This is a genomic window from Ciceribacter lividus, from assembly GCF_003337715.1.
GTDB lineage: Bacteria > Pseudomonadota > Alphaproteobacteria > Rhizobiales > Rhizobiaceae > Allorhizobium > Allorhizobium lividum.
The window spans coordinates 177,601-202,835 of record NZ_QPIX01000009.1; the positions used below are offsets into that span (position 1 = coordinate 177,601).

Consider the following 25,235-nt stretch of genomic DNA (forward strand, 5'->3'; position numbering starts at 1 on the left):
CCATTCTTTGGCCGTTACGGCAGATTGTCCCGCAGAAATATGTCGAGACGGATGCGCTCCTGCGCCTCGACGACCGATTGCCCGTCGGCACTGGCCTTCAGCACGCGGATCGCGCTTCTGACCTCGTGCCCGGCATCCTGGTTGAGCACAGCGTCGATCAGCCCGTCTGTCAGCGCGGCCCGCGTCGTCCCGGTGAGCTCGTGGGCGATGACCGCCGGCCGGCGATCGCGGCGCACCTCCTTCAGGAGACGCACGAGACCGCGGTTGCCGGCACCGAGGCTGTAGATGCCGGCGATGTCGGCGTGGGCGGCGAGCGCCTCACGCAGCACCCGCTCGGCGGTTGCCGGGTCGTCTCGACCTTCGAGAACCGGCAGCAGATGCAGATGGCCGAATTCCGCCGCCATCACGGCGCGGAATCCCTCGAACCGCTCCCGATGGTCACGCACCACCAGCGAACCCGCCAGAACCGCGACACTGCCCGGTTCCCGCCCGAGAAACCGCCCCATGAGGCTCGCCGCCGTGCGTCCGGCCGCGATGTTGTCGATCCCCGCATAGTGCTGCCGTTTCGACCCCGGCAAGTCGGAGACCAGCGTCACGACCGGGATGCCCGCCTCGACGAGCTCGTCGACGACCGCGCGCACCTCCGGCGCATCGACCGCCACCAGCGCGATGCCGGCGGGTTTCTCCCTCCCCGCTTCCCTCAACGCGGCGACGAGCGCCTGCGGATCGAAGGCGGGGACCTCGATGATGCGGATCGCCAGCCGTTCAACCGCGGCCCGGGCGATCGCGTCGCCGACGGCGGCCGCGAGCCCCCGCATGAAGGAGTTGTCGTTGGAAGGCAGGATGAAGGTGAGCGGATAGACGCGCCCCTTCGCGAGATTGGCCGCGGCCATGTCCCGCACGAAGCCCAGCGCCGCGACAGCGGCATCGACCTTCGCGCGCGTCTCGTGCCGCACGCCGGGCCGGTTGTTCAGCACCCGGTCGACGGTCGCGAGGCTCACGCCCGCATGGACGGCGATATCATGGACGGTCGGCTTCATGTTTCCTCCGGCGCGACTCTCTACCGGAGTTTTTGAGGTACGTAAATCACATTCTGAGATACGTACCTCATAGTCTCCGGAATGCCGTCCCGAAAAAGAAGGACCGTCGCTTTGTGGGCGACGGTCCAAGGCGCTGCGGTGGATCTGGGAGGTGGGAGGATCAGTGCCCGCTGCCGGCAGGTGCCGCGGCGGCCGGCCGCTTGATCAGCAGGGTCAGGAAGATCAGCGAGAAGAACAGGAGCGTGAGCCCCATGAAGACGTCGATGAAGGAGAGAAGCCACGATTGCTGGGTCACGAGGCCCGAGAGCTTCTTTACCGCCGCCGAGGCGCCGTCAAGGCCGTAGCTGTCGTAGTTACCGCCAACGCTGTTCAGCCAGTTGAGTGCCGCCGGATTGCTCCAGGTGATGTGCTCGGACAGGCGGGCATAGTGCTCGTCCGAACGCTGGGTCAGCATGGTGTTGATGATCGCCAGCCCGACCGCCCCGCCGAGGTTGCGCGTCAGGTTGAAGAGGCCCGAGGCGTTCTTGATGCGCTCCGGCGGAAGCGTTCCGAGCGCGATGTTGTTGATCGGCACCATGCAGAGCATCAGCGAGCAGCCGCGCAGGATCTGCGGCAGCAGAAGTTCGTAGAAGTCCCAGTCCGCGGTCATGCCGGTCATGAGCAGCGTGCCGGCGGAAAAGCCGCCAAAGCCGATCATCATCATCACGCGCGGATCGAGGCGGCTAGACAAGGCGCCCGCAACGGGTGCGGTCAGGAACATCGCCGCACCGGAGACGAACATGGTCTCGCCGATCATCAGCGAATCGTAGCCGCGGATACGCCCGAGATAGAGCGGGTAAAGGTAGGTGAGACCGTAAAGCCCGACGCCCATAACGAAGGAGAAGAGCGAGCCGAACGCGAAGTTGCGGTTGGCGAAGGCTTTCAAATCAACGACGGGGAAGTCCACCCTGAACACCCGGTAGAAGAACACGGCCGCGCCGATGAGCATCGCGATCGTGCCGAGGAGGATGTGTTCGTCATTGAACCAGTCCTTGGCATTGCCTTCTTCCAGCACGTATTCGAGCGTGCCGAGGAAGAGCGCCATGGACGCGAGTCCCCACCAGTCGAATTTCTTGAACAGGCTGAGCTCGGGCTCGTCGAAGTCGATGAGGCTCCAGGTTACGGCGGTGACCAGGATGCCCGGAATGACGTTGATCAGGAACAGCCAGTGCCAGGACATCGCATGGCTGATATAGCCGCCGATGGTCGGGCCGATCGTCGGCGCGAGCGTCGCGACGAGGCCGATGATGGGCGAGACGACATTGCGCTTGGAAGGCGGGAAGATCGTGAACGCCGCGGCGAACACCGACGGGATCATGCCGCCGCCGATGAAACCCTGGATCGCCCGGTAGACGATCATCTGCTCGATATTGGTGGCGGTCGCCGCGAGCGCACTGGCCATCGTGAAGCCGGCGGCCGACAGCGCGAACAGAACCCGCGTCGAGAGGATGCGCGCGAGCACACCCGAGAGCGGGATCATGATGACTTCGGCGATCAGGTAGGACGTCTGCACCCAGGCGATTTCGTCGGCACCTGCGCCGAGACCCGCCTGGATTTCAGCGAGCGACGCCGAGACGATCTGGATGTCCAGGATGGACATGAACATCCCGAACACCATCGCGAAGAACGCGACGACGCGCTTCGGGTCCATCGGCTGGTCCGCGGCGGGCAGTGCCGCGCCCGCATTCCTCATTGTTGCCGTCGCCGCCATGCTGTCACCTCGACATCCGTCACTTGGCCGCGAGTGCGTGTTCCGCCGGGGCGGTGCGCGTGTCGACGTCAACGACGACACTCAGGCCAGCCCTGAGCTTGCCGGTATCGAGAGCCTCCTTGGGAAGGGAGATACGTACCGGCACGCGCTGGACGACCTTGGTGAAGTTGCCGGTCGCGTTCTCGGCCGGCAGCATCGAGAAGACGGCACCGGAGGCCGGCGCGATCGAGGTGACTGTGCCGACGAGCGGTTCCGTGTCGAAGGCGTCGATGTGGATGTTGACCTTCGATCCGGGCGCGAGATGCGCGATCTGCGTCTCCTTGAAGTTCGCATCGATATAGAGGTCACTCACCGGAACCAGTGCTGCAAGTCGCTTGCCGGCCGAGACGAGGTCGCCCGTCTGGACGGCGAGATTGCCGACCACGCCGTCATAGGGAGCCTTGAGGATCGTGAAGCCCAGGTCGCGCCTGGCCTTTTCGAGCGCCAGTTCGGCGGAGCGGATCGCCGCCTCGGCCTCTGCACGCTGCGCCTTCAGGACGGCGATCTGCGCCTCGGCTGCGGCGATGTTCGCGTCGGCGGCGCTCACGTTAGCCTGCGCCTGCTCGAGCTGCATCTTCGCACTGTCGAGGTCCGCGATCGAGACGACCTTCTGCGCCTGCAGGCCGCTCGCCCGGTTGTAGGAGAGCTGCGCCAGGTCGAGGCTGGCGACGGTCGCCTGCTTCTGGGCTTTCGCCTGCAGCAGGCTCGCTTCAGCGCCCTTGATCTGTGCGTCGACCCGGTCGAGTGTGAGATGCTGGCTCTTCAACTGTGCCTCGGCCTGTTCGGCGGCGATGCGATAGTCACCGTTATCGAGGGTCACGAGCGGATCGCCCGCCTTGACGATCTGGTTGTTGGTGACGTTGACCTTCTCGACGTAGCCGCCGACCTTCGGCGAGATGATGGCGATATCGCCACCGATATAGGCGTCGTCGGTGGACACCATGAAGCGTCCCTCGGTCCACCAGTCGTAACCATACCAGGCGGCACCGGCGAGAAGCGCAAGCGCCACGACCGGCAGAATCGGGCTGCGGCGCTTCTTCGCCTTCGCGGGTGCCTGCACCTGCGACGGAGCGGCACTCTCGTCCTGACGGCCTTCGACGGTTTCCGGGGTTGTCGTCTCGAGGACCACCGGATCGCGCCCGGTGTCGACGGAACGGATTGCGTTGCTTCTCTGGGAGCCGGACATTGTCGTTTCCATCCAAACTGGCAGGTTTCGTTTCGGGTCAGCTATAGAAATTCGCATGCGGATTGAACTGAACCGTTCGGTTCGCTTGACTTAGAGCGTTTCATCGCACATATCAAGAGCGATCGAACCATCGAGTTCGATTTCGTTAATTTTGAGTACCCCGAAGAGACGTGTGAGCAAGAAAATGTCCGAAACGCCGAGTCCAACCCCGGATAACAGCCTCTGTTCCGTAGGGCGCTTCGCAGCAGGCGAAGACCCGGTGAAGCGCGAGCAGATCCTCGACGGCGCCCGCTCCGTCTTCATGCGGATGGGGTTCGATGCGGCGAGCATGAACGACGTAACGCGTGAGGCCGGCGTTTCCAAGGGAACGATCTATGTCTATTTCGACAGCAAGGAAGAGCTGTTCGGGGCGCTGATCGAACGGGAGAAGGGCCGCTTCACGGAGTTCCTGCGCGACATCCTGGCAGACAGCGACGACGTCCGCGACGGCCTGCGTCGCTTCGGCATCGCCTTCGCCCGGCACATCATCAAGTCCGACATGATCCCCGCGATGCGCATCCTGCTCGGCGTTGTCGACCGCATGCCGGGTCTCTGCAAGCGTTTCTTTGCCTCCGCTCCGGCCAACGCCCGCACCGTGTTGCGCGCCTACATCGAGCAGCAGGTCGAAGCTGGCGCGCTGAAGGTCGATGACACCGATCTCGCCGCCCGCCAGTACATCGAGCTTGCGACCGGCCAGTTTTTCCGCCAGCGTCTCTTCGGCGAAATGACCGTGCCGCCGGAAGAGACTGAGATCGAGTATGTCGTGGACAGCGGCCTCAAGGTCTTCATGGCAGCCTACGGTCCCGAGGCACGGGTAGACGGCTAAGCGCCGAAACTGTCGTAATTTTCCGGAATGGGCCCACGTCGGGGCCTTGTCGTTTGGCGGCACTTGGGCCATTTGTGCTTGCACCAGCCACCAACCGGAAGAAGTTCATGCAGGATCTCGCCCTTCTCGTTCAGAACCCCGCTGCCTGGGTCGCCCTGATCACGCTGATCGTCATGGAAGTCGTCCTCGGGATCGACAACCTGGTGTTCATTTCGATCCTCACCAACAAGCTTCCAGCCGTACAGCGTGTGCCGGCCCGCCGCATCGGCATCGGCCTTGCCCTCATCATGCGGCTGGTGCTGCTCGGCACAGTGGCCTGGATCGTCCAGCTCACAACCCCGGTCTTCGAACTGTTCAGCCACGGCTTCTCCTGGAAGGACCTGATCCTGGTCGCCGGTGGCCTGTTCCTCGTCTGGAAGGCCACCAAGGAAATCCACCACAACGTCGACCCGATCGATCAGGAGGAGGATTTCATCGCCTCGTCCGCGACGGGCACGCTCGCCGCCGCCATCGGCCAGATCCTCTTGCTCGACCTCGTCTTCTCCGTTGACAGCATCATCACCGCCGTCGGCATGACCGACCACCTGCCGGTGATGATCGTCGCGGTCATCGTCGCCGTCTCGATCATGCTGATTGCCTCGACCCCGCTCGCGAACTTCATCGAGAAGAACCCGACCATCGTGATGCTGGCGCTCGGCTTCCTGCTGATGATCGGCATGACGCTGATCGCCGACGGCATGGGCTTCCATGTCCCGAAAGGCTACGTCTACGCCGCGATGGCCTTCTCGGCTCTGGTCGAAGGTCTCAACATGCTCGCCCGGCGCAAACGACGCGCCGAGACCGGACAGAAGACGCTGCACTGACGAGCGAAACCGCTTCCTGCGGTCGGCGCGGATCGTTGCGCGGGCCGTTTTCACCGGCAGATTTGCCAATTGCGATCCAGCGGCGAGGGTTCGTAGCGGTCCGCTCTTGATGTGTTGCCCATGACGTCGCCCCCTGCCCTGCCGCAGTGTGTCTTGACGCCCGCGGCCGAATGTGGCCTAAGGCCACGGAATGAAAAATCGCGGGATTTCCCGCCTCCGGCGGTCTTCGGCGCGGTTTTTCGCTTTTCGACACCTCGTCCGTGACCACGCGGTTTTCCGCCCGGTCACTCGCACGTCACCAGAGCAAGAATCCGATGACCACTTCCGGCGTTCGCGTCCGTATTGCACCTTCCCCGACAGGCGAGCCCCATGTCGGCACCGCCTACATCGCGCTGTTCAACTATCTCTTCGCCAAGAAGAACGGCGGCGAGTTCATCCTCCGCATCGAGGACACCGACGCGACGCGCTCGACGGCGGAATTCGAGGAGAAGGTTCTCGACGCGCTGAAATGGACCGGCCTCAAGTGGTCGGAAGGCCCCGACGTCGGCGGCCCCTACGGCCCGTACCGCCAGTCGGAGCGCAAGGACATCTATCGCCCCTTCGTCGAGCAGCTCGTTCGCGACGGCCACGCCTTCCGCTGCTTCTGCACGCCGGAACGGCTCGAAATGATGCGCGACGCGCAGCGGGCCAAGAGCATGGCGCCGAAATATGACGGCCTCTGCCTCCACCTGACCGCCGAGGAAGTGACCGAGCGCATGGAGGCGGGCGAACCCTCCGTCGTCCGCATGAAGATCCCGACCGAAGGTTCGTGCAAGTTCCACGACGGCGTCTACGGCGACGTCGAGATCCCGTGGGACAGCGTCGACATGCAGGTGCTGCTGAAGGCCGACGGCATGCCGACCTACCACATGGCGAACGTCGTCGACGACCACCTGATGAAGATCACCCACGTCGCCCGCGGCGAGGAGTGGCTGGCATCGGTGCCGAAGCACATCCTGCTCTATCAATATCTCGGCCTCGAACCGCCGAAATTCATGCACCTGTCGCTGATGCGCAATGCCGACAAGTCGAAGCTGTCGAAGCGCAAGAACCCGACCTCGATCTCCTATTACTCGGCACTCGGCTACCTGCCGGAAGCGCTGATGAACTTCCTCGGCCTGTTCTTCGTCCAGATCGCCGAAGGCGAGGAACTGCTGACGATGGACGAGCTCGCCGAGAAGTTCGATCCGGAGAACCTGTCGAAGGCCGGCGCGATCTTCGACGTGCAGAAGCTCGACTGGCTGAACGGCCGCTGGATCCGCGAGAAGCTGACGCCGGAGGATTTCCTCTCCCGCATCTTCGACTGGGCGTCGGAAAACGATCGCCTGACGGAGGGCCTGAAGCTCGCCCAGAGCCGCATCTCGAAGCTCGGCGAACTGCCGCCGCTCGCCGGCTTCCTTCTGGCGAACGACGTCGGCCTCACGCCTGCCTCCTTCGCAGGTCTGAAGACCTCGCCCGCCGAAACGCTGGAGATCGTCAACACGGTCCAGTTCGATCTCGAAAAGATCGTCGAATGGAACGTCGCGACGATCGAAGAGGAACTCAGGGCGATCTCCGACCGCCTCGGCAAGAAGCTGCGCGTCGTCACGCCGCCGCTCTTCGTCGCCGTCTCGGGAAGCCAGCGCTCGCTGCCGCTCTTCGATTCCATGGCGCTGCTCGGCCGCTCGGTCGTGCGCCAGCGGCTGAAGGTGGCAAGCCAGGTGCTGGCCTCGATGGTGGGTAGCGGAAGCTGAAATTGAAGTAGGCCCCTCATCCGCCTGCCGGCACCTTCTCTCCCCGCAAGCAGGGAGAAGGGAGCAAGAGGCGCCGCAGCCAGTCCCCTCGCCCCGCTTGCGGGGAGAGGGTTAGGGTGAGGGGCAATTTACACGGCGCAAGGCCAAGAGCCGCCACAGGAATTGAACGATGAACGAACAGAAGACCGAAACCGCCCTTTCCTCCGACGCGACGGAAGTCCGTCGCCAGAAACTCGGGCTGCTGCGCGAGAAGGTGGGCGACGTCTATCCCGCACATTTCCACCGCACGATGACCAATGAGGAACTGGCGGAGAAATATGCCCACCTCGAGCCGGACACCGAGTCCGGCGACGTGGTGACGGTCGCCGGTCGTGTCTACTCCTCGCGCAATTCGGGCATGTTCATGGACATCCATGACGCCTCGGGCAAGATCCAGATCTTCTCGCACAAGGACACGACCCCGGAAGAGGCCCGCAGCCTCCTGCCTCTGATCGACCTTGGCGACATCATCGGCGTGACCGGCGCGGTACGCCGCACCAAGCGCGGCGAACTGACGATCAACGCGCAAGAGATCACCATGCTGACCAAGACTCTTCTTCCGATGCCGGAGAAGTATCACGGTCTCGCCGACATCGAGACGCGCTACCGCAAGCGCTATCTCGACATCATGGTGAACGAGGAATCCAAGCTCCGCTTCCAGCAGCGCAGCAAGATCCTCTCGGCGCTGCGCCGCTTCCTCGAGGACGACGGCTTCATGGAAGTCGAAACCCCGATGCTGCAGGCGATCTATGGCGGTGCAGCGGCCGAGCCCTTCAAGACGCACCACAACACGCTGAAGCTCGACATGTACCTGCGCATCGCGCCGGAGCTCTATCTGAAGCGCGTTCTCGTGTCGGGCCTCACCGACAAGGTCTTCGAGGTCAACCGCAACTTCCGCAACGAAGGCGTATCGACAAGGCACAATCCCGAATTCACCATGATGGAGTGCTACTGGGCCTATGCCGATTACGAGGACATGATGAGCCTCGTCGAGCGGCTGTTCGAGAGCCTGGCGCTCGCCGTCCACGGCAAGACCGAATTCGCCTTCACGGACAAGGAGCTCTCGTTCAAGGGTCCGTTCCGCCGCGTTTCCATGCCCGAAGCGGTCAAGGAAGCGACCGGGATCGACTTCCTGTCGATCAAGACCGACAAGGAGGCACGCGCTGCCGCTTATGGCGCAGGTTTCGAAGTCGAGAAGGACGCGACCTGGGGTGAATGCCTCGCCTATGTCTTCGAGGAGAAGGTCGAGGCGACGCTGATCCAGCCGACCCACGTCATCAACTTCCCGAAGGATATTTCGCCCTTTGCCAAGGAAGTACCGGGCGAACCGCGCCTGGTCGAGCGTTTCGAGAGCTATTGCAACGGCTGGGAGATCGGCAATGCGTTCTCCGAGCTCAACGACCCGGTCGAACAGCGCAACCGCATGGTGGAGCAGCTGAAGCAGGCGCATGAGCGCGGCGAGACCGAAAAGGAACTGGATGAGGACTTCCTCGAAGCGATGGACCAGGGCATGCCGCCGGCGGGCGGCCTCGGCATCGGCGTCGACCGCCTCATCATGCTTCTGACGGACTCGCCGTCGATCCGTGACATCATCCTCTTCCCGGCCCGCCGCCACAAGGGCGACTGAGCCGTTCGACCTGCCAACAAACGAAGCCCCGGGATAGCCCTATCCCGGGGCTTTCGTTTTCCGATGATGTCATGTGGCGTCAGCCGTGACCGCCGCCCTCCGCCGGCGCGGCATGCGCATCGCCGCCGTGGGCAGCTGCGGTTGTCTCGACAGCACCTTCCGGTTTCGAACAGTCGAACTTGTCGTCGATCGACGCGGCGATGCGTTCGGCGTCCTCGCTCGGCACCACGATCTTTTCGCCGTAGAAGAGGCCGGTCTCGTTGGCCGGGCGATCGATGTAGTGCGCGCTGAACACGGCCGCACCCTCGACCTCGGGCACGCGCGATGGATCGGGAATGTAGACGACATCCGCGCCGATCGCATGACCACGCATGTTCGCACGATCCTTGGGCCCGTTCACGTCGAGCACCACCACCTGAACGAGATCCGGTCTCTCCGCCTCGAACGTCTTCTCGGCGACACGCAGCGCCGTCTTCATGCGGGAAAGACCGTCTCCGCCATTGGTCGAGACGTATTTGCGGATCCACTGGCGATCCATCTTCTTGATCAGGACCGTCTTCACTTCGGTGCACTTCTGGCCGTTCGCTCCCCGAAAGGTCGGCCCGAGCAGCTTCTCGGCGCCGATGTAGACGGCGGCGGCACCCGTCGCACCGCAGAAAACCAGGACCCCGCCGAGAACGAGTGCCAGCTTTCGGGACGGGCGGAATATATTCAACAGCCCCTTCAAGCCCACGACACCACCATCTGACCACTCCCGGTTACGCAATACCAACGACCTTTGCTAGCACGCCGATCTTGAGGAAGTTTTAATCGCACGGCACGGATCACGCCAATATTGCGAATGATTTGCAAAAAGACTCGTCTGCGTGAGACGGAAGATCATCGACCTGCTTGCCGCCATCATATTCGTCGGCCTGCCCGCCGTGGCGGTCGCAGCGGAGAAGCCGAAAGTCATCACGACCTTCACCGTCATCGCCGACATCGCGCGCAATATCGCGGGCGACGCCGCCGAGGTCGACAGCGCCCCGGCCCCGACGATCGTGCTGCTGATGAGCAGCATATTCGTTCTGGCCTTCGTCCGAACGGTCTGGCAGGCGCATCGCAGGTCGGTTACGCGAGAATCCGTCTTGAGATAGATCGCCCTCCAGACTTGCTGGAGATCAAGCCCCGGATCGTCCATACTTGGTACTAAAGTACTATCGAGTCCCCTCTCCGGAAGGCGTTCATGTCCCCGTTCAGCGCACTGAAAGACCCGACCCGTTTCCTCTTCTTCACCGGCAAGGGCGGGGTCGGAAAGACTTCCCTGAGTTGTGCGAGCGCCATAGCGCTCGCCGATCGTGGTCTTCGTATCCTCCTCGTCAGTACCGACCCGGCCTCCAACCTCGACGAGATGCTCGGCGCCAACCTCTCGGACACCCCGACGCCCATCCCCGGGGTTCCGGGCCTGTCGGCCATGAACATCGACCCGGAGCAGGCCGCCGAGGACTACCGCACGCGCGTCATCGAACAGCTCGGACCGGAGGCCGACAGCAAGGAGGTGTCGACCGTGCGGGAGCAGCTTTCCGGCGCCTGCACAACCGAGATTGCGGCCTTCGACGAGTTCGTCGGCCTGCTCGCCGACGACGCCCCCGAATTCGACCACATCATCTTCGACACGGCGCCGACCGGCCACACGCTACGTCTCCTCAGCCTGCCGAAGGCGTGGACCGGCTTCCTGGAGACCAACGAGCGCGGTGCCTCGTGCCTCGGCCCGCATTCCGGGCTGAAGATGCAGGAGGACCGCTTCCGCAGCGCACTCCGTTGCCTCGGAGACCCGGCGCGCACCACGATCATCCTCGTGACGCGCCTGGACAAAGGTGCGATCCGCGAGGCCGCACGCACGTCGGACGAACTCGCCGAACTCGGGTTGTCGAACCAACTGCTCGCAATCAACGGCCGCTTCAGGCCGAGCGACCCCACCGACCCGGTGGCGCTCGCCCTCGTGCGGGAGCAGGACGAAGCGATTGCCGGCATGCCCGCGTCGCTCGCGGCCCGCCCACGCGACGAATTTCCGCTGCTCGGCTTCGACATGGTCGGCATTCCGGCCTTGCGAGCGCTGCTGTCTCCGCCTTCCGCAGCGCCGGCGCAGGTGGAGGACGTGCCGAATGCGGCGGGCGACTTGCCGGGGATCGGCAGGCTGGTCGATGAGATCGCCGCCGGCGAAAAGGGTCTGGTGATGGTGATGGGCAAGGGCGGCGTCGGCAAGACGACGGTCGCCGCGGCGATTGCTGTCGGGCTGGCGAAACGCGGCCATGCGGTGCACCTTACGACCACCGATCCGGCGGCGCATCTCTCCTTCGTCGTCGCAGGCGAGATGCCGGGGCTCACGGTCGACCGCATCGATCCCGTCGTCGAGACGGAGCGATACATCGAAAAGATCATGGCGACGCGCGGGCGTGATCTCGACGACGAGGGCAAGGCTCTCCTGCGCGAGGACCTCGCCTCTCCCTGCACCGAGGAAGTGGCCGTCTTTCACGCTTTCTCGCGCGTGGTTGCCGAAGCGCGAAGCGCCTTCGTCGTCATCGATACGGCGCCGACCGGGCACACGCTGCTGCTCCTTGACGCCACCGGCGCCTATCACAGGCAGATGACCCGCCATCTCGACCCCGACGCGCCCGGGCGAGTCGTCACGCCGCTGATGCGCCTGCAGGACGAGGGCTACACGCGGGTGGTCCTGGTGACGCTTCCGGAGACGACACCGGTGTCCGAAGCGGCGGCCTTGCAGGGCGACCTGAAGCGCGCCGGCATCGAACCGTATGGCTGGGTGATCAACAAGAGCATGGCCGCGAGCGGAACCCGCGACCCCCTGCTGCGCTCGCGCCTGAAGGGCGAGCACGAGCAGGTCGACCGCGTGCGGGAGAAGTATGCGAAGCGCATCTATGCCCTGGAATTCCGCCCGGAAACGCCGGTCGGACTGGACGAACTCCGCAGCCTGACTTGAGCCGCGCGGGGTTTCGAGGCCTCAAGCCGCCGGCGCATCCTGCGCGGCCTGTGCGGCCCTGCGGGCGAGCACATTCTCGCGCCAGACGGTGAAGAGGCCGGCGCCGACGACGATCAGCGACCCTATGATCATGTTCGGCCTCAGCGTCTCGCCGAAGACGCTGACCGCCAGGATCGAGCCGAGCACGAGCTGCAGATAGGAGATCGGCTGCACGGCGACGGCGGTGAGATTGTCGTAGGCCCTGATGAGCAGGAGATGCGCGGTGATGCCGGTGAGGCAGAGAAGCAGCATCCATTTCCAGTCGCTGGCGGAGATTTCCGTCCAGAAGAAGGGGCCGGCGATCGTCAGCGCCACCGCGCCGACGGCACCAATATAGAAGAAGCTCGTCGTCGGCCCGTCCACCCGGCTGACGAGCCGCGTGCAGAGCCCGTAGAGCGCCCCGATCAGGGCGACGAGGAGCGGCAGGACAACCAGCGCGTTGAAGCCCGACGCGCTGGGTCCGAGGATCAGGAGGACACCGCAAAGCCCGACGACGATCGCCGTCCAGCGCCGCCAGCCGACCTTTTCGCCGAGGATCGGCACCGAGAGCATTGCGACAATCAGCGGGCCTGAGGCGAAGATCGCCTGCGACTGAGCAAGACCGACCCGCGTGAAGGCGGTGATCGCGATCGGGATCTGCACGGCCAGCAGAAGGCCGCGCAGGATCTGCAGCCATGGCCGCTGCGTCCGGATCGCCGCTGAAAGTCCGCCGCGGCCGCGCATGGCGAGAAGCACGGCAAAGAGCGCGAAGGCCCAGTAGCGGATCATCGCGACGAGAACCGGCGGATAGGCGCTGCCGAGATGCTTGGAAACCCCGTCCTGCAGCGAGAAGATGGCAAAGGCGAGCAGCGCGAAGAGGTAGCCGAGAGGTGTGGATTTCATGAAGCGACTGACGGGACAGGCCCGCCGCGCGGTGCGAGGGCATAGAGAAATGGAAGCATCGATAGTATACGTCTCTTGACGTTTGCAAAGAGCATCTCTGCGCAGGCCTGCCGTGCAGGCCGCGCGGGTCACCGCCCCGCGGAGGCGCGCCGCGCTTGCTCTCCAGCCCGCTGTCGTGCTCTAAACGGCCATGGCCTTCACCCTCCGCCAGTTGCAGTATTTCGTCGCCGTCGCCGAGCAGGGCTCGGTGACGCGGGCGGCGCAGAACCTCTCGATTTCGCAATCCTCGGTAACCGAAGCGATCAAGGAACTGGAAGGCGACCTCGGCGTGGAGCTCTTCGATCGCCATCCGCGCGGACTTTCGATCACCCATAACGGCCACCAGTTCCTGCGCCACGCGACAAAGATTCTCGCGACCGTCTCGGACGCACGCAACGCCTTTTCCGAGACCAAGGAAAACAGCGGTGGCACACTCAACATCGGCGTCACCTCGCTGGTCGCCGGCTACGTGCTCTCCGACCTCCTGGCGCGCTACCGCCGCGCCTGCCCCAATGTCGAGGTGAGTGCGATCGAGGACAACGGCTCTTATCTTGAGCATCTGCTGGTCGGCGGCGAGCTCGACGTCGCCGTCATGGTCATCTCGAACCTGCGCGACCGCATGGCGCTGCAGGCGGAAATCCTCGAAACCTCGCCCTATCGCCTCTGGCTTCCGATGGGCCACCCGCTGGTTTCCGCCGATATCATCTCGGCCGCGGACATCGCCCGCGAACCCCTGATCATGCTGACGGTGGACGAAATCGAGGAGAATACCGGCAAGCTGCTTTCTGCCCTCGGCGCCCGGCCTCAGGTCGCCTTCCGCACCCGCTCGGTCGAGGCGGTGCGAAGCCTGGTCGCGACCGGCGCCGGCGTGGCGCTGCTGCCCGATCTCGTCTACCGGCCATGGTCGCTCGAAGGCGACCGCATCGAGAGCCGCGACGTCTCGGGTGCCCTGCCGGTCGTGCAGGTCGGCATGGTCTGGCGCAAGGGCTCCAGCCTGCCGCAATCGGCCCGCGATTTCGTCGGCATCGCCGAGACGCTCCGCAGCGGGCGCGGACGTTAATTCGGGATAAGCCCCTCATCCGCCTGCCGGCACCTTCTCCCCGTTCTGACGGGGAGAAGGGACAAACGGCGCCGCCGTGGCCATCCCCTCTCCCCGCGAGCGGGGAGAGGGTCAGGGTGAGGGGCAATTCTTGACTTACCATTCGGAAAAACCGATATCATCTTTCTGATAAATGAATTTGCGAATGCGGCCCTTTCGCGGCACGTTCTCAGGCGGGAACAAAGGCCGTGCGAAGCGGCCGCGAACCGGGAGAAATCAGATGAAGCAAGTCCTGAAGTCCTGCACTGCCATCACCGCCATTTTCAGTTTCGCCACCGCCACCCTCGCCCAGGAGCCGCTGAAGGAACTCGGCAAGGGCGAAGGCGCGCTTTCGATCGTCGCCTGGGCCGGCTACATCGAGCGTGGCGAGACTGACAAGAATTACGACTGGGTCACCAAGTTCGAGCAGGAGACGGGCTGCAAGGTCACGGTGAAGACCGCAGCTACCTCGGACGAAATGGTCGCGCTGATGAACGAGGGCGGCTTCGACCTCGTCACCGCCTCGGGCGACGCCTCGCTCCGCCTCGTCGCGGGAAAACGGGTACAGCCGATCAACACCGACCTCATCCCAAGCTGGAAGACTCTCGACGAGCGCCTGCAGAACGCACCCTGGCACACGGTCGGCGGCACCCATTACGGCACGCCCTATGTGTGGGGCCCGAACGTGCTGATGTACAACACGGAAGCCTTCAAGGACCAGCCGCCGAAGAGCTGGAACGTGGTCTTCGAGGAAATGACGCTTCCCGACGGCAAGTCCAACAAGGGCCGCGTCCAGGCCTATGACGGCCCGATCTACATCGCCGACGCCGCCCTTTACCTGATGGCTCACAAGCCGGAACTCGGCATCAAGGACCCCTATGAGCTGAACGAGGACCAGTACAAGGCTGCCCTCGACCTGCTTCGCGGACAGCGCCAGCTCGTCGGCCGCTACTGGCATGACGCAATGATCCAGATCGACGACTTCAAGAATGAAGGTGTCGTCGCGTCCGGTTCCTGGCCGTTCCAGGTGAACCTGATGAAGGCCGAGGGCGCCAAGATCGACTCGACCTTCCCCGAGGAAGGCACGACCGGCTGGGCCGATACCACCATGCTGCATGTCGACAGCGAGCATCCGAACTGTGCCTACATGTGGATGGAGCATTCGCTTTCCGCCAAGGTCCAGGGTGACGTCGCCGCCTGGTTCGGTGCCGTGCCCTCGGTTCCCGCCGCCTGCAAGGGCAACGAACTGCTGACCGACGAAGGCTGCGCCACCAACGGCTTCGACAACTTCGAAAAGATCAGCTTCTGGCGGACCCCGGTCAGCAAATGCGAGAGCCAGGGCGAATGCGTCCCCTATCACCGCTGGGTGTCCGACTATATCGGCGTCATCGGCGGTCGGTGACGATCCCACCTCCCCCTTGAGGGGGGAGGTCGTGCGGAACGCGCGGGTGGGGGTGGCTTAGCAGAAACGTACCCGGTTCCCTTGGTCACCCCACCCCGGACCTTCGGTCCGACCCTCCCCCCTCAAGGGGAGGGTAGGCCCCCGCCGGCTTTCGACCGGCAGATCTGAAATCTCTGGAGCCATTGATGACCGCAGCCGTTTCCTTCTCGCAGGTGTCGCGCCATTTCGGCCCGGTGAAAGCCGTCGACGCGGTCGACCTGAAGATCGCGCCGGGCGAGTTCTTCGCCATGCTCGGACCGTCGGGATCCGGCAAGACCACCTGCCTCAGGCTGATCGCCGGTTTCGAGCAGCCGACCTCCGGCCACATCGAGATCTTCGGCGAGACGGCCGAAGGCGTTCCGCCCTATCGCCGCCAGGTCAACACGGTCTTTCAGGACTATGCGCTCTTTCCGCATCTCAGCATTCTCGACAACGTGGCTTACGGCCTGATGGTCAAGGGCGTCGGCAAGGCGGAGCGCCTCCGCCTCGCCGAGCAGGCGCTGGAACTCGTGAAACTCCCCGGTTACGGCGCCCGCAAGCCCGGCCAGCTTTCCGGCGGCCAGCGCCAGCGCGTGGCCCTCGCCCGCGCGCTGGTCAACAAGCCGAAGGTGCTCCTGCTCGACGAGCCGCTCGGCGCGCTCGACCTGAAACTCCGGGAGCAGATGCAGGAGGAACTGAAGAGCCTGCAGCGCTCGCTCGGCATCACCTTCGTCTTCGTAACACACGATCAGGGCGAGGCCCTGTCAATGGCCGACCGCGTCGCCGTCTTCAACAATGGCGGCATCGTCCAGGCCGGAACGCCGCAGGAGATCTACAACCGTCCGCGGACCCGTTTCGTCGCCGATTTCGTCGGCTCCTCCAACGTCATCGCGCCGGCCGACATGCAACGCCTCGGCGGCGAGGCGCGCTGGGCGAGCCTGAGGCCCGAGGCGATCCGCCTCGTTTCCGAAGGCGGTATCGCCGCCGCCGTGATATCCGAGAGCTTCCTCGGCAGCGCCACCCGCCTCCATCTGCGCGTCGGAGAGATCGCCCTCAACGTCATGGTGCCGGCCGGCCAGGCGACGCCGAAACCGGGCGAAGAGGCGAAAATCTCGTGGCTCGCCTCCGATCTCCACTACATGGACGGCGAGGCATGAGCGACGTATCGACCGCCTCCATCCTGCCCGGCAGGTCCGGCGCCTTCGGCCGCCTCTCCGACGTCTTCTGGCGCCGCCCGGCGCTGCTGCTCGCCGTGATGCTCATCCCGCCGCTCCTCTGGCTCGGCATCATCTATGTCGGATCGCTGCTGGCGCTGCTCTTACAGAGCTTCTTTTCGATCGACGACTTCTCCGGCCTCATCAACTACGAACTGACGCTTTCCACCTATCGGCAACTGCTCATCCCGACCAATTTCGACATCATCCTGCGGACGGTCGTGATGGCCGCGGCGGTAACGCTCGCATCGGCTGTGCTCGCCTTTCCGATCGCCTACTACGCGGCGCGCTATGCGACCGGCCGGTGGAAGGCCTTCTTCTATCTCGGCGTCATGCTGCCCCTCTGGTCGAGCTACCTCGTCAAGGTCTATGCGTGGAAGCTGATCCTCGCCAAGGAGGGCATCCTCACCTGGGCCTTTGAGCGTCTCGACCTTTCCTGGCTTCTCGACGGCATCCTTTCCCTGCCGGTGATAGGCGGCAATTCGCTGTCGATCAGCTATATCGGGACCTTCCTGGTCTTCGTCTATGTGTGGCTGCCCTTCATGATCCTGCCGGTTCAGGCCGCACTCGAGCGTGTTCCCGGCAACCTCATCGAGGCCTCTTCCGACCTCGGCGCGCATCCCGGCCAGACCTTCCGCAACGTGCTGCTTCCGCTTGCCATGCCCGGCATCGTCGCAGGCTCGATCTTCACCTTCTCGCTCACGCTCGGCGACTACATCATTCCGCAGATCGTCGGCTCCTCGCGGCTTTTCATCGGCCAGGCCGTCTACGCCCAGCAGGGAACGGCCGGCAACGTGCCGCTCGCCGCGGCCTTCTCCGTCGTGCCGATCGCCATCATGGGCGTCTATCTGTGGGCTGCCAAACGCATGGGGGCCTTCGATGCGCTCTGATCGCTCCTCGGCCGGATGGCCGCTCAAGATCGCCGCGGCCGGCGGGCTGCTTTTCCTGCACCTGCCGATCCTCCTGATCTTCGTCTACGCCTTCACCACCGAGGAGAAGAGCTTCCAGTGGCCGCCGCCGGGCTTCACCACCCAGTGGTTTGCCGTCGCCTGGAACCGGCCGGACGTCTGGGAAGCGCTGACGCTCTCGGTCAGGGTGGCGAGCATCGCCACGCTGGTCGCCCTCGTGCTCGGCACGCTCGCCGCCGCCGCCGTCGCACGCTCGGCCTTCTTCGGCCGCGAGGCGATCTCGCTTCTCGTCATCCTGCCGATCGCGCTGCCGGGCATCGTCACCGGGATTGCGCTCCGCTCGGCCTTCTCGCTGGCCGAGATCCCATATTCGATGTGGACGATCATCCTCGGCCACGGCACCTTCTGCATCGTCGTCGTCTACAACAACGCCGTCGCCCGCTTCCGCCGCACCTCGGGATCGCTGATCGAGGCGTCGATGGACCTCGGCGCCGACGGCTTCCAGACCTTCCGCTACGTCGTGCTGCCGAACATCGCGACCGCGCTGCTTGCCGGCGGCATGCTCGCCTTCGCGCTCTCTTTCGACGAGGTCATCGTCACCACCTTCACCGGCGGACAGCAGGCGACATTGCCGATCTGGATGCTGGAGGAACTCATTCGCCCGCGCCAGCGGCCGGTCACCAACGTCGTCGCCATGCTGGTGGTGATCGTGACCTTCCTGCCGATCCTGGCGGCCTATTATCTCACCCGCGACACCGACCGGATTTCGGGAAGCGGCAAATAACCCGACAAACCAGATGAGGGAGAACGACATGGACACCCAGATGCTGATCGACGGCCGCTTCGAAAAGGGCACCGAGATCGAGGAGAAGATCCTCAATCCGAAGACCGGCGAAACCATTCTGGAGCTTCCGGAGGCTTCGCTCGCGCAGGTCGACGCCGCCGTCGATGCCGCGGAGAAAGCATTCGACAGCTGGTCGGCGACAACGCCCTCGCAGCGTGCCGCCTACCTGCTCGCGATCGCCGACGCCATCGAGAAGGATGCGGCCGGCTTCGCCACGCTGGAATCATTGAACTGCGGCAAGCCGATCAACGCCGTCATCAACGACGAGATCCCGGCGATCGTCGATTGCTGGCGCTTCTTCGCCGGCGCCGTCCGCTCGCTGCACGCGCCCGTCGCCGGGGAATACCTGCCCGGCCACACCTCCATGGTCCGACGCGATCCGATCGGGGTCATCGGCTCGATCGCGCCCTGGAACTATCCGCTGATGATGATGGCCTGGAAGTTGGCACCCGCCATCGCCGGCGGTAACACGGTCGTCTTCAAACCGTCGGAACAGACGCCGCTCACAGCCCTGAAGATGGCGAAACTGCTTGCCGACATCCTGCCGGCCGGCGTCGTCAATGTCGTGCTCGGCCGCGGCGAAAGCGTCGGCAATTGCCTCATCAACAATCCGAAGATCGGCATGGTGTCGATCACCGGCGACATCGCGACCGGCAAGAAGGTCCTGGCCGCCGCGGCAAAGACGGTGAAGCGCACCCATCTCGAACTCGGCGGCAAGGCACCGGTCATCGTCTATGACGACGCCGATCTCGAAGCGGTCGTCGCCGGCATCCGCACCTTCGGCTTCTACAATGCCGGCCAGGACTGCACCGCCGCCTGCCGCATCTATGCGAGCGACAAGGTCTACGACCGGTTCGTCGCCGACCTCGCCTCCGCCGTCTCGACGCTGAAGTTCAATCAGGCCGACGACACCGAGAACGAGATCGGCCCGCTGATCTCGAAGCGCCAGCGCGACCGCGTCGAAAGCTTCGTCACCCGCGCTTCCGAGCACAAGCACATGGAGATCGTCACCGGCGGCAAGGTCGCCGGCGAAAAGGGCTTTTTCTACACGCCGACCGTCGTTGCAGGCGCGCTGCAGGACGACGAGATCGTCCGCCGCGAGGTCTTCGGCCCCGTCGTCTCGGTCACGCGCTTCTCGGAAACCGACGACGCGATCGCCTGGGCGAACGACAGCGATTACGGGCTTGCCTCCTCCGTCTGGACGAAGGACATCTCGCGCGCCATGAAGACGGCCGCACGGCTGCGCTACGGCTGCACCTGGATCAACACCCACTTCATGCTCTGCAACGAGATGCCCCATGGCGGCCTGAAGCAGTCGGGCTACGGCAAGGACATGTCGGTCTACGCGCTCGAAGACTACACCGCGGTCCGCCACGTGATGATCGCACACTGAGGCTGAAGAGCGAGGCAGCGTTAACCACCCTGATCGGCGGCGACCTCTCTCGTCGCCAATCGGGAGGCCTGCTTCTGGCGGTCGTCGATCGGCTCGTATAACCTCCGGCATATTACCGGAGAGTCTTACATGCGCCCTGCCCTGCCGCCGCTCCTCGTCCTTGCCGCCTTTGCGGTCGGCGCGGCTGACACAACCCTCGCCCAGACATTGCCGCCGAACGGCGATCCACGTCTCTATCCCGCGCCGCAGCCCGGCTACAACGACCCGGACGATCCTTATGTCTGGCACGTCTACGGCCTGCCGCCGGGCGGTCTCCTCGCGATCCGTTCGGGTGCCGGCCTGAATTTCCGGGTGATCGGCGAGCTGGCGGAGGGCATGCCGGTGAAGAACCTCGGCTGCCTCGAACAGGACACCGGCTACTGGTGCCGCATCGCCACCACCGACCGGCCGCGTGTGAGCGGCTGGGTGAACGGCCGCTTTCTCGTCGAGGATTGGGGCTCCAACCCGCCGCCTTATCCGGATGACGGCTATCTGCTGCCGGGCCATCCCTACGACGCCACAGGGCGGATTCGCTGCCGACTGCCCGGCTTCGACGGCTTCACCTCCTGCGACTACGGCATCGTCCGCAACGGGCCCATGGCGACGATCGAGATCACCGCGCCCGATGGTTCGCGCCGTCGTCTCGACTATCGCGCCGGCCGCTTTACCGGCAGCGAGGGGTCGGAGGTCCGCAGCCGCAAGCAGGGCGGCGATGCCGTGGTCACGGTGGATGGCGCCGAGACCTACTACGTCCCCGACACGGTCGTGATGGGCGACGACTGATCACCCACGCGGGAAGTGGCGGGCGCAAGGTACCCCCTCTGGCCTGCCGGCCATCTCCCCCACAAGGGGGGAGATCAGGTATCCGCAGCCGCTCGTCCAAACATCCAGCCTGGAAGATAAGCACAGCACCTCCGGTCAAGTCGGCTTAGGACGCACCACGAGTCGGTCTCCCCCCTTGTGGGGGAGATGCCCGGCAGGGCAGAGGGGGTACCTTCACACCTGCCTATGCCTCTTCGATGAGCATGGACAGCCGGCTCGCCTTATTATTCGGCCAGCGCCTTGGCGACTTTCTCGCGCAGCGCGACGAGGTCCTTGTAGAAGGCGCGGATGCCCTCGGCGAGCTTTTCCGTCGCCATGGCGTCCTCGTTGAGCATCCAGCGGAAAGCCTTCTCGTCGAGCGATATCCGCGGCTCCGGAATGGTCGCCTCGGGGGCGAGCTTGCGTTCGAGGGTCCCCTTGTCGGCGTCGAGCTCGTCGAGCAGCGCGGGCGCGATCGTCAGCCGGTCGCAGCCGGCAAGCGCCTCGATTTCGCCTGCATTGCGGAAAGAGGCGCCCATGACCACCGTCTTGATGCCGTTCGCCTTGTAATAGTTGTAGATCGAGCGGACCGAGAGAACGCCGGGATCGGTTTCGGCCGTGTAGGTATCGCCGGTCGATTTCTTGTACCAGTCGAGGATACGGCCGACGAAGGGCGAGATGAGAAAGGCATTGGCCTCGGCGCAGGCGATCGCCTGGGCCTTGGAGAAGAGCAGCGTCAGGTTGCAGTCGATGCCTTCGCTCTGGAGGACTTCTGCGGCGCGGATACCTTCCCAGGTGGAAGCGAGCTTGATCAGCACGCGCTCGCGTTCGATCCCGCGCTCCTTGTAGCCGGAGATGATTTCGTGCGCTTTGGCGATCGAGCCCTGCATGTCGAAGGAAAGATCGGCGTCGACTTCGGTCGAAACCCGGCCCGGCACGATCTTCGCCAGCGCCGCACCGACTGCGACGGCCAGCCGGTCCGCGACGGCGGCGGCCACGGCTTCGCTGGTGCCGCCCTTCGACCGTCCCCAGGCGATCGCCTCCTTGAAGGTGTCGTCGAACATGTGCGTGCCGAGCGCCTTCAGGACGATGGTCGGGTTGGTCGTGCAGTCCACCGGTTTCAGACGGGCCACGGCCTCGATATCGCCGGTGTCGGCAACGACGGTGGTCATGGAACGAAGCTGTTCGAGTTTGGAAGTCATGATCCTATTCCCTGTTCTATCCGGCGTCCGGAAATGTGCCCGACTATCACCAGCCGAAGATGGCAAAGTCAAGAACGGGGCGGTCATGATTTCAATCGATTTACGGAATGAATTTCCGCCGGCCTCACCCGCTCAGTTGACCGGCCTCCCAGCCGAGCATGGCCCGCTTGCGCGTCAGGCCCCAGTGATAGCCGGTGAGCGCGCCGCCCTTCCCGAGCGCGCGGTGGCAGGGCACCACGAAAGAGATCGGATTGCGTCCGACCGCCGCCCCGACGGCGCGGCTCGCCGACGGCTGGCCGATGTCGCGGGCGATGTCGGAATAGGTCACGGCCTTGCCGAGCGGGATGCGCAACAGGCTCTGCCAGACGCGGAGCTGGAAATCCGAGCCGATCAGCACCACCCTCAGCGGCTGCTCGTCGCTCCAGCGACCTGGATCGAAGATCCGTGCGGCATAGGGCGCCGTCGCCGCCTGGTCGGGCACATAGCGCGCATTCGGCCAGCGCGATGCCATGTCCTCGAAACAGGCGGCCTCGTTGCCGCGCTCGGCAAAGGCGAGCCCGGAAAGACCTCTCTCCGTCGCCATCACCAGCGCCAACCCGAAGGGCGATGGGTGAAAGCCGTGGCGGATCGTCAGTCCCTCGCCCTTCTGCTTCCACTCGCCGGGCGACATCGCCTCGTGTGTGACGAAGAGATCGTGCAGCCGTCCGGGACCGGAAAGTCCGAGCTCGAGCGAGGTCTCGAGGATCGGCATTTCCTCTTCGCGTAACAGGCGCTTGGCGTGGTCGAGCGTGACCGCCTGCAGGAAGGCCTTCGGCGACAGCCCCGCCCAGCGGCTGAATGTCTTCTGCAACTGCGTCGGCGACTGGTTCAGTCGCGCGGCGATCGTCTCCAGCGACGGCTGCTCGCGATAGTCGAGCGTCAGCATCTCGATGACCCGGCGCACTGTCTCGTAGTCGCCGCCCTCGGGCGTGACATCGACGGGCGCAAGCTCACCGGCCGATCGGGAAATCATCTGTGCAATGGTCATGGCGAACTCCTTTTCGCATGACATCACCATATCGGACGGGTGCGAACCACCCGTTTCTTGCGCGATGGGTCAAAGCCTCTGCTTGACCGTCGCCAGCGCCGCATTGAACGCCTTGGCAAAGCTCTCCCGGTCCTCCGGGTTGAGGAAGGAACCGATGTCGGTCCGCCTGCCCTCTCCCGAGATCTGCATCGAAACGATGCCGATCTCGCTGTGCCGGCGGACGAAGAAACGCGCCCAGAACGGATTGAAACGGTGCTCGGTCATGCGGCCCGACGGCGTGAACTTTCGGATCGCAAGCGCCGTACGAGAGACGACGACCTCCTCGCGGGCGCGCCCCGAGCGATAGTTGAGCAGGAACGCGCCGTAAAGCAGCAGGAAGTCGAGACCGAAGAAAAGGCCGATGGGCCAGGCGCCGGTGGCGACGAAGAACACGGCGTGAACCGCGCAGACGGCACCGGTCAGCGCCAGAAGGACACGAAAGCCGCGCCGGCCCAGAGAACGGTACGGCGTCAGTTCCGCCGCGAAAACCGGGGGTTCCGTCATGCCCACATTGCCTTTCGTCATGGCGCCCGACTATAGATTGACAATGACCGATCCGAAGAAAAAATTCAGCACCCAAACTTCGCAAAAGTCAAACCACAGCGGCGCGCGGCGCAAGGTCGCGCCGAGGTCTGCCTATACCAAGACGGAGCTTCAGGAGATGTTCCGTCGTTTCTCGGTTCAGCGGCCCGAACCAAGAGGCGAGCTCGAACACGTCAACGCCTTCACCCTTGTCGTCGCCGTCGCGCTCTCGGCGCAGGCGACGGATGTCGGCGTCAACAAGGCGACGCGGGCGCTGTTCAAGGTCGCCGACACGCCGCAGAAGATGCTCGATCTCGGCGAGGAGCGGCTGCGCGATTACATCAAGACGATCGGCCTCTATCGCAACAAGGCGAAGAACGTCATCGCCCTTTCCCGGAAGCTGATCGAGGATTTCGGCGGAGAGGTGCCGCGCACGCGCGAGGAACTGGTCACCTTGCCCGGCGTCGGGCGCAAGACCGCCAACGTCGTCATGTCGATGGCCTTCGGCATCCCGACCATCGCCGTCGACACCCACATCTTCCGCATCGCCAACCGGATCAGGCTGGCACCCGGCAAGACTCCGGACGAGGTCGAGGAGAAGCTGCTGCGGGTCATCCCGCCGGAATACCTCTACCACGCCCATCACTGGCTGATCCTGCACGGCCGTTATGTCTGCAAGGCGCGCCGGCCCGAATGCGAGCGCTGCGTCATCGCCGACCTCTGCAAGTCGCCGGAAAAGAGCTGCGACGTGCCCGCCCCGCTCGTCGAACTGCCGCCGCAGGTCATCGGGGCGGCCGAATAGCCATCGCTACGCGATATCCGCGTAACCAGCCCATGTCTGCCCGAGGCCGTCAGGCGCCGAACGCCGGATCGCGGGCGCTCAGCATCTTGTGCAGGTGGACCATCATACCGGCCGCAAACAGCGGCGTCAGCAGGTTCACGATCGGGACCGCCAGGAAGGCCGCGATCACCAGCCCGCCCATGAACACGGTCCCGCCATGGCGCGAGCGGAACGCCCGTGCCTCGCTCGCGCTGCGGAAACGCATGGCCGCAAACTCGAAGAATTCGCGCCCGAGCAGATAGCCGTTGACGAGGAAGAAGGCGGCGATATTGACGCCCGGCACGAAGAGCAGCACCAGCGCCACGAGGTTACCGAGGACGACGACGCCGAAGAACTTCAACGAGGCGACCAGTGCTTCGCCGAGCGGCATGGGCGAGCCGGGCGTATCCGTCGGATAGTCGCGCCGTTCGACGACTTCGGCGACGTCATCGAGGAAGAGACCGGCGATGACCGCCGTCACGGAGGACAACAGAAGTGCGAGTGCGAGTGCAAGGCCGATGCTGGCAAGCACGCCGAGCACGAATGTCAGCCAGCCGGCCCAATCCGGCATTCCGGGAAAGAGTGCATCGAACCACGGCAGCACATAGGCGATGAAGGCGCCGCGAAGCGCGAGCCACAGGGCGACGAGGACGAGCATAGTCAGCCCCAGCACCTTCCAGAACACCGAGCGGGTTTCGGGGGCGAAAAGGTTGCGAAGAGCAAGTCGCGCGGCGTCGAAGATCATCCGGGTCTCCATCAATATCGGAGCGGATGTAAGATGCCAGAGCCCGACGGACAAGATCGCCC

Annotated in this window: 22 protein-coding genes and 1 pseudogene; 14 read left to right on the forward strand and 9 right to left on the reverse strand. The window is 64.5% G+C overall.

Annotated elements, in window-relative coordinates; genetic code table 11:
• Positions 1-14 precede the first annotated feature (14 nt).
• The 3 genes from DFR48_RS16570 to DFR48_RS16580 form a co-directional block, all read right to left on the reverse strand.
• Entirely contained in the window at positions 15-1,040 is a 1,026-nt protein-coding gene (locus tag DFR48_RS16570; RefSeq protein WP_114364318.1) for a LacI family DNA-binding transcriptional regulator, read from the reverse strand.
• Between the two features lie 160 nt (positions 1,041-1,200).
• A complete protein-coding gene (locus tag DFR48_RS16575) occupies positions 1,201-2,790 on the reverse strand; it encodes a DHA2 family efflux MFS transporter permease subunit (RefSeq protein WP_114364319.1) in 1,590 nt (529 codons plus the stop codon).
• Positions 2,791-2,809: 19 nt separating this feature from the next.
• A complete protein-coding gene (locus tag DFR48_RS16580; protein WP_114364320.1) occupies positions 2,810-4,015 on the reverse strand; it encodes an HlyD family secretion protein in 1,206 nt (401 codons plus the stop codon).
• A gap of 184 nt (positions 4,016-4,199) precedes the next feature.
• On the opposite strand from DFR48_RS16580, the gene DFR48_RS16585 reads away from it, so the two are divergent.
• The 4 genes from DFR48_RS16585 to lysS all read left to right on the forward strand — a co-directional run bounded on the left by DFR48_RS16585 (position 4,200) and on the right by lysS (position 9,181).
• Entirely contained in the window at positions 4,200-4,880 is a 681-nt protein-coding gene (locus DFR48_RS16585) for a TetR/AcrR family transcriptional regulator (protein WP_114364371.1), read from the forward strand.
• Between the two features lie 107 nt (positions 4,881-4,987).
• Positions 4,988-5,743, forward strand: a complete 756-nt coding sequence (locus tag DFR48_RS16590) for a TerC family protein (RefSeq protein WP_114364321.1) — start codon at positions 4,988-4,990, stop codon at positions 5,741-5,743.
• Positions 5,744-6,057: 314 nt separating this feature from the next.
• Entirely contained in the window at positions 6,058-7,515 is a 1,458-nt protein-coding gene (gene gltX, locus DFR48_RS16595; RefSeq protein ID WP_114364322.1) for a glutamate--tRNA ligase, read from the forward strand.
• Between the two features lie 169 nt (positions 7,516-7,684).
• Positions 7,685-9,181, forward strand: coding sequence for a lysine--tRNA ligase (gene lysS / locus DFR48_RS16600; protein ID WP_114364323.1), 1,497 nt, complete (start codon positions 7,685-7,687; stop codon positions 9,179-9,181).
• Positions 9,182-9,260: 79 nt separating this feature from the next.
• Here lysS and DFR48_RS16605 read toward each other — a convergent pair whose 3' ends face one another.
• Positions 9,261-9,896, reverse strand: a complete 636-nt coding sequence (locus DFR48_RS16605; RefSeq protein ID WP_114364324.1) for a hypothetical protein — start codon at positions 9,894-9,896, stop codon at positions 9,261-9,263.
• 163 nt (positions 9,897-10,059) lie between these two features.
• Between DFR48_RS16605 and DFR48_RS22105 the strand changes: the two are divergent.
• Together DFR48_RS22105 and arsA are read left to right on the forward strand one after the other, a co-directional pair.
• A pseudogene (locus DFR48_RS22105) lies at positions 10,060-10,215 on the forward strand (metal ABC transporter substrate-binding protein); the annotation flags it as partial.
• 191 nt (positions 10,216-10,406) lie between these two features.
• The gene (arsA, locus tag DFR48_RS16615; RefSeq protein ID WP_114364326.1) at positions 10,407-12,161 is read left to right on the forward strand and encodes an arsenical pump-driving ATPase; all 1,755 of its coding nucleotides are present in this window, start codon (positions 10,407-10,409) and stop codon (positions 12,159-12,161) included.
• Positions 12,162-12,182: 21 nt separating this feature from the next.
• Here arsA and DFR48_RS16620 read toward each other — a convergent pair whose 3' ends face one another.
• Positions 12,183-13,082 carry a DMT family transporter gene (locus DFR48_RS16620; RefSeq protein WP_114364327.1) on the reverse strand — a complete coding sequence of 300 codons (900 nt, stop codon included), beginning with the start codon at positions 13,080-13,082 and terminating at the stop codon, positions 12,183-12,185.
• 190 nt (positions 13,083-13,272) lie between these two features.
• Between DFR48_RS16620 and DFR48_RS16625 the strand changes: the two genes are divergently transcribed.
• The 7 genes from DFR48_RS16625 to DFR48_RS16655 all read left to right on the forward strand — a co-directional run bounded on the left by DFR48_RS16625 (position 13,273) and on the right by DFR48_RS16655 (position 20,800).
• Entirely contained in the window at positions 13,273-14,181 is a 909-nt protein-coding gene (locus DFR48_RS16625; protein ID WP_114364328.1) for a LysR family transcriptional regulator, read from the forward strand.
• A gap of 259 nt (positions 14,182-14,440) precedes the next feature.
• Entirely contained in the window at positions 14,441-15,601 is a 1,161-nt protein-coding gene (locus tag DFR48_RS16630; protein ID WP_114364329.1) for an ABC transporter substrate-binding protein, read from the forward strand.
• A gap of 185 nt (positions 15,602-15,786) precedes the next feature.
• The gene (locus DFR48_RS16635; protein ID WP_114364330.1) at positions 15,787-16,776 is read left to right on the forward strand and encodes an ABC transporter ATP-binding protein; all 990 of its coding nucleotides are present in this window, start codon (positions 15,787-15,789) and stop codon (positions 16,774-16,776) included.
• Entirely contained in the window at positions 16,773-17,723 is a 951-nt protein-coding gene (locus tag DFR48_RS16640; protein WP_114364331.1) for an ABC transporter permease, read from the forward strand. Before DFR48_RS16635 ends, DFR48_RS16640 begins: the two co-directional genes overlap by 4 nt.
• On the forward strand, positions 17,713-18,525 hold the full coding sequence (locus tag DFR48_RS16645) for an ABC transporter permease (RefSeq protein ID WP_114364332.1): 813 nt from the start codon (positions 17,713-17,715) through the stop codon (positions 18,523-18,525). Before DFR48_RS16640 ends, DFR48_RS16645 begins: the two co-directional genes overlap by 11 nt.
• Positions 18,526-18,553: 28 nt before the next feature.
• On the forward strand, positions 18,554-19,978 hold the full coding sequence (locus DFR48_RS16650) for a gamma-aminobutyraldehyde dehydrogenase (protein ID WP_114364333.1): 1,425 nt from the start codon (positions 18,554-18,556) through the stop codon (positions 19,976-19,978).
• A gap of 129 nt (positions 19,979-20,107) precedes the next feature.
• The gene (locus DFR48_RS16655; RefSeq protein WP_114364334.1) at positions 20,108-20,800 is read left to right on the forward strand and encodes an SH3 domain-containing protein; all 693 of its coding nucleotides are present in this window, start codon (positions 20,108-20,110) and stop codon (positions 20,798-20,800) included.
• A gap of 263 nt (positions 20,801-21,063) precedes the next feature.
• Here the strand turns inward: DFR48_RS16655 and tal are convergent, their stop codons facing one another.
• The 3 genes from tal to DFR48_RS16675 all read right to left on the reverse strand — a co-directional run bounded on the left by tal (position 21,064) and on the right by DFR48_RS16675 (position 23,590).
• The gene (gene tal, locus DFR48_RS16665; RefSeq protein ID WP_114364335.1) at positions 21,064-22,020 is read right to left on the reverse strand and encodes a transaldolase; all 957 of its coding nucleotides are present in this window, start codon (positions 22,018-22,020) and stop codon (positions 21,064-21,066) included.
• Positions 22,021-22,144: 124 nt separating this feature from the next.
• Entirely contained in the window at positions 22,145-23,047 is a 903-nt protein-coding gene (locus tag DFR48_RS16670; RefSeq protein ID WP_210206006.1) for a methylated-DNA--[protein]-cysteine S-methyltransferase, read from the reverse strand.
• A gap of 69 nt (positions 23,048-23,116) precedes the next feature.
• Positions 23,117-23,590 (reverse strand): DUF2244 domain-containing protein, encoded by a 474-nt coding sequence (locus DFR48_RS16675; protein ID WP_245415636.1) that lies wholly within the window; start codon positions 23,588-23,590, stop codon positions 23,117-23,119.
• Positions 23,591-23,609: 19 nt separating this feature from the next.
• On the opposite strand from DFR48_RS16675, the gene nth reads away from it, so the two are divergent.
• Positions 23,610-24,410 carry an endonuclease III gene (nth, locus tag DFR48_RS16680; RefSeq protein ID WP_114364337.1) on the forward strand — a complete coding sequence of 267 codons (801 nt, stop codon included), beginning with the start codon at positions 23,610-23,612 and terminating at the stop codon, positions 24,408-24,410.
• Between the two features lie 49 nt (positions 24,411-24,459).
• Here nth and DFR48_RS16685 read toward each other — a convergent pair whose 3' ends face one another.
• Positions 24,460-25,173, reverse strand: a complete 714-nt coding sequence (locus DFR48_RS16685) for a sulfate transporter family protein (RefSeq protein ID WP_114364338.1) — start codon at positions 25,171-25,173, stop codon at positions 24,460-24,462.
• Between the last annotated feature and the right edge of the window lie 62 nt (positions 25,174-25,235).

Excerpts from the sequence above, each read along its gene's own strand:
- arsA (WP_114364326.1), top strand. The coding sequence starts at position 10,407 with ATGTCCCCGTTCAGCGCACTGAAAGACCCGACCCGTTTCCTCTTCTTC.
- DFR48_RS16585 (WP_114364371.1), top strand. The coding sequence starts at position 4,200 with ATGTCCGAAACGCCGAGTCCAACCCCGGATAACAGCCTCTGTTCCGTA.
- DFR48_RS16645 (WP_114364332.1), top strand. The coding sequence starts at position 17,713 with ATGCGCTCTGATCGCTCCTCGGCCGGATGGCCGCTCAAGATCGCCGCG.
- DFR48_RS16670 (WP_210206006.1), bottom strand. The coding sequence starts at position 23,047 with ATGACCATTGCACAGATGATTTCCCGATCGGCCGGTGAGCTTGCGCCC.
- DFR48_RS16580 (WP_114364320.1), bottom strand. The coding sequence starts at position 4,015 with ATGTCCGGCTCCCAGAGAAGCAACGCAATCCGTTCCGTCGACACCGGG.
- DFR48_RS16575 (WP_114364319.1), bottom strand. The coding sequence starts at position 2,790 with ATGGCGGCGACGGCAACAATGAGGAATGCGGGCGCGGCACTGCCCGCC.
- tal (WP_114364335.1), bottom strand. The coding sequence starts at position 22,020 with ATGACTTCCAAACTCGAACAGCTTCGTTCCATGACCACCGTCGTTGCC.
- DFR48_RS16620 (WP_114364327.1), bottom strand. The coding sequence starts at position 13,082 with ATGAAATCCACACCTCTCGGCTACCTCTTCGCGCTGCTCGCCTTTGCC.
- DFR48_RS16630 (WP_114364329.1), top strand. The coding sequence starts at position 14,441 with ATGAAGCAAGTCCTGAAGTCCTGCACTGCCATCACCGCCATTTTCAGT.
- DFR48_RS16640 (WP_114364331.1), top strand. The coding sequence starts at position 16,773 with ATGAGCGACGTATCGACCGCCTCCATCCTGCCCGGCAGGTCCGGCGCC.
- DFR48_RS16590 (WP_114364321.1), top strand. The coding sequence starts at position 4,988 with ATGCAGGATCTCGCCCTTCTCGTTCAGAACCCCGCTGCCTGGGTCGCC.
- nth (WP_114364337.1), top strand. The coding sequence starts at position 23,610 with ATGGCGCCCGACTATAGATTGACAATGACCGATCCGAAGAAAAAATTC.
- DFR48_RS16625 (WP_114364328.1), top strand. The coding sequence starts at position 13,273 with ATGGCCTTCACCCTCCGCCAGTTGCAGTATTTCGTCGCCGTCGCCGAG.
- gltX (WP_114364322.1), top strand. The coding sequence starts at position 6,058 with ATGACCACTTCCGGCGTTCGCGTCCGTATTGCACCTTCCCCGACAGGC.
- DFR48_RS16635 (WP_114364330.1), top strand. The coding sequence starts at position 15,787 with ATGACCGCAGCCGTTTCCTTCTCGCAGGTGTCGCGCCATTTCGGCCCG.
- DFR48_RS16650 (WP_114364333.1), top strand. The coding sequence starts at position 18,554 with ATGGACACCCAGATGCTGATCGACGGCCGCTTCGAAAAGGGCACCGAG.
- lysS (WP_114364323.1), top strand. The coding sequence starts at position 7,685 with ATGAACGAACAGAAGACCGAAACCGCCCTTTCCTCCGACGCGACGGAA.
- DFR48_RS16655 (WP_114364334.1), top strand. The coding sequence starts at position 20,108 with ATGCGCCCTGCCCTGCCGCCGCTCCTCGTCCTTGCCGCCTTTGCGGTC.
- DFR48_RS16685 (WP_114364338.1), bottom strand. The coding sequence starts at position 25,173 with ATGATCTTCGACGCCGCGCGACTTGCTCTTCGCAACCTTTTCGCCCCC.
- DFR48_RS16570 (WP_114364318.1), bottom strand. The coding sequence starts at position 1,040 with ATGAAGCCGACCGTCCATGATATCGCCGTCCATGCGGGCGTGAGCCTC.
- DFR48_RS16675 (WP_245415636.1), bottom strand. The coding sequence starts at position 23,590 with ATGACGGAACCCCCGGTTTTCGCGGCGGAACTGACGCCGTACCGTTCT.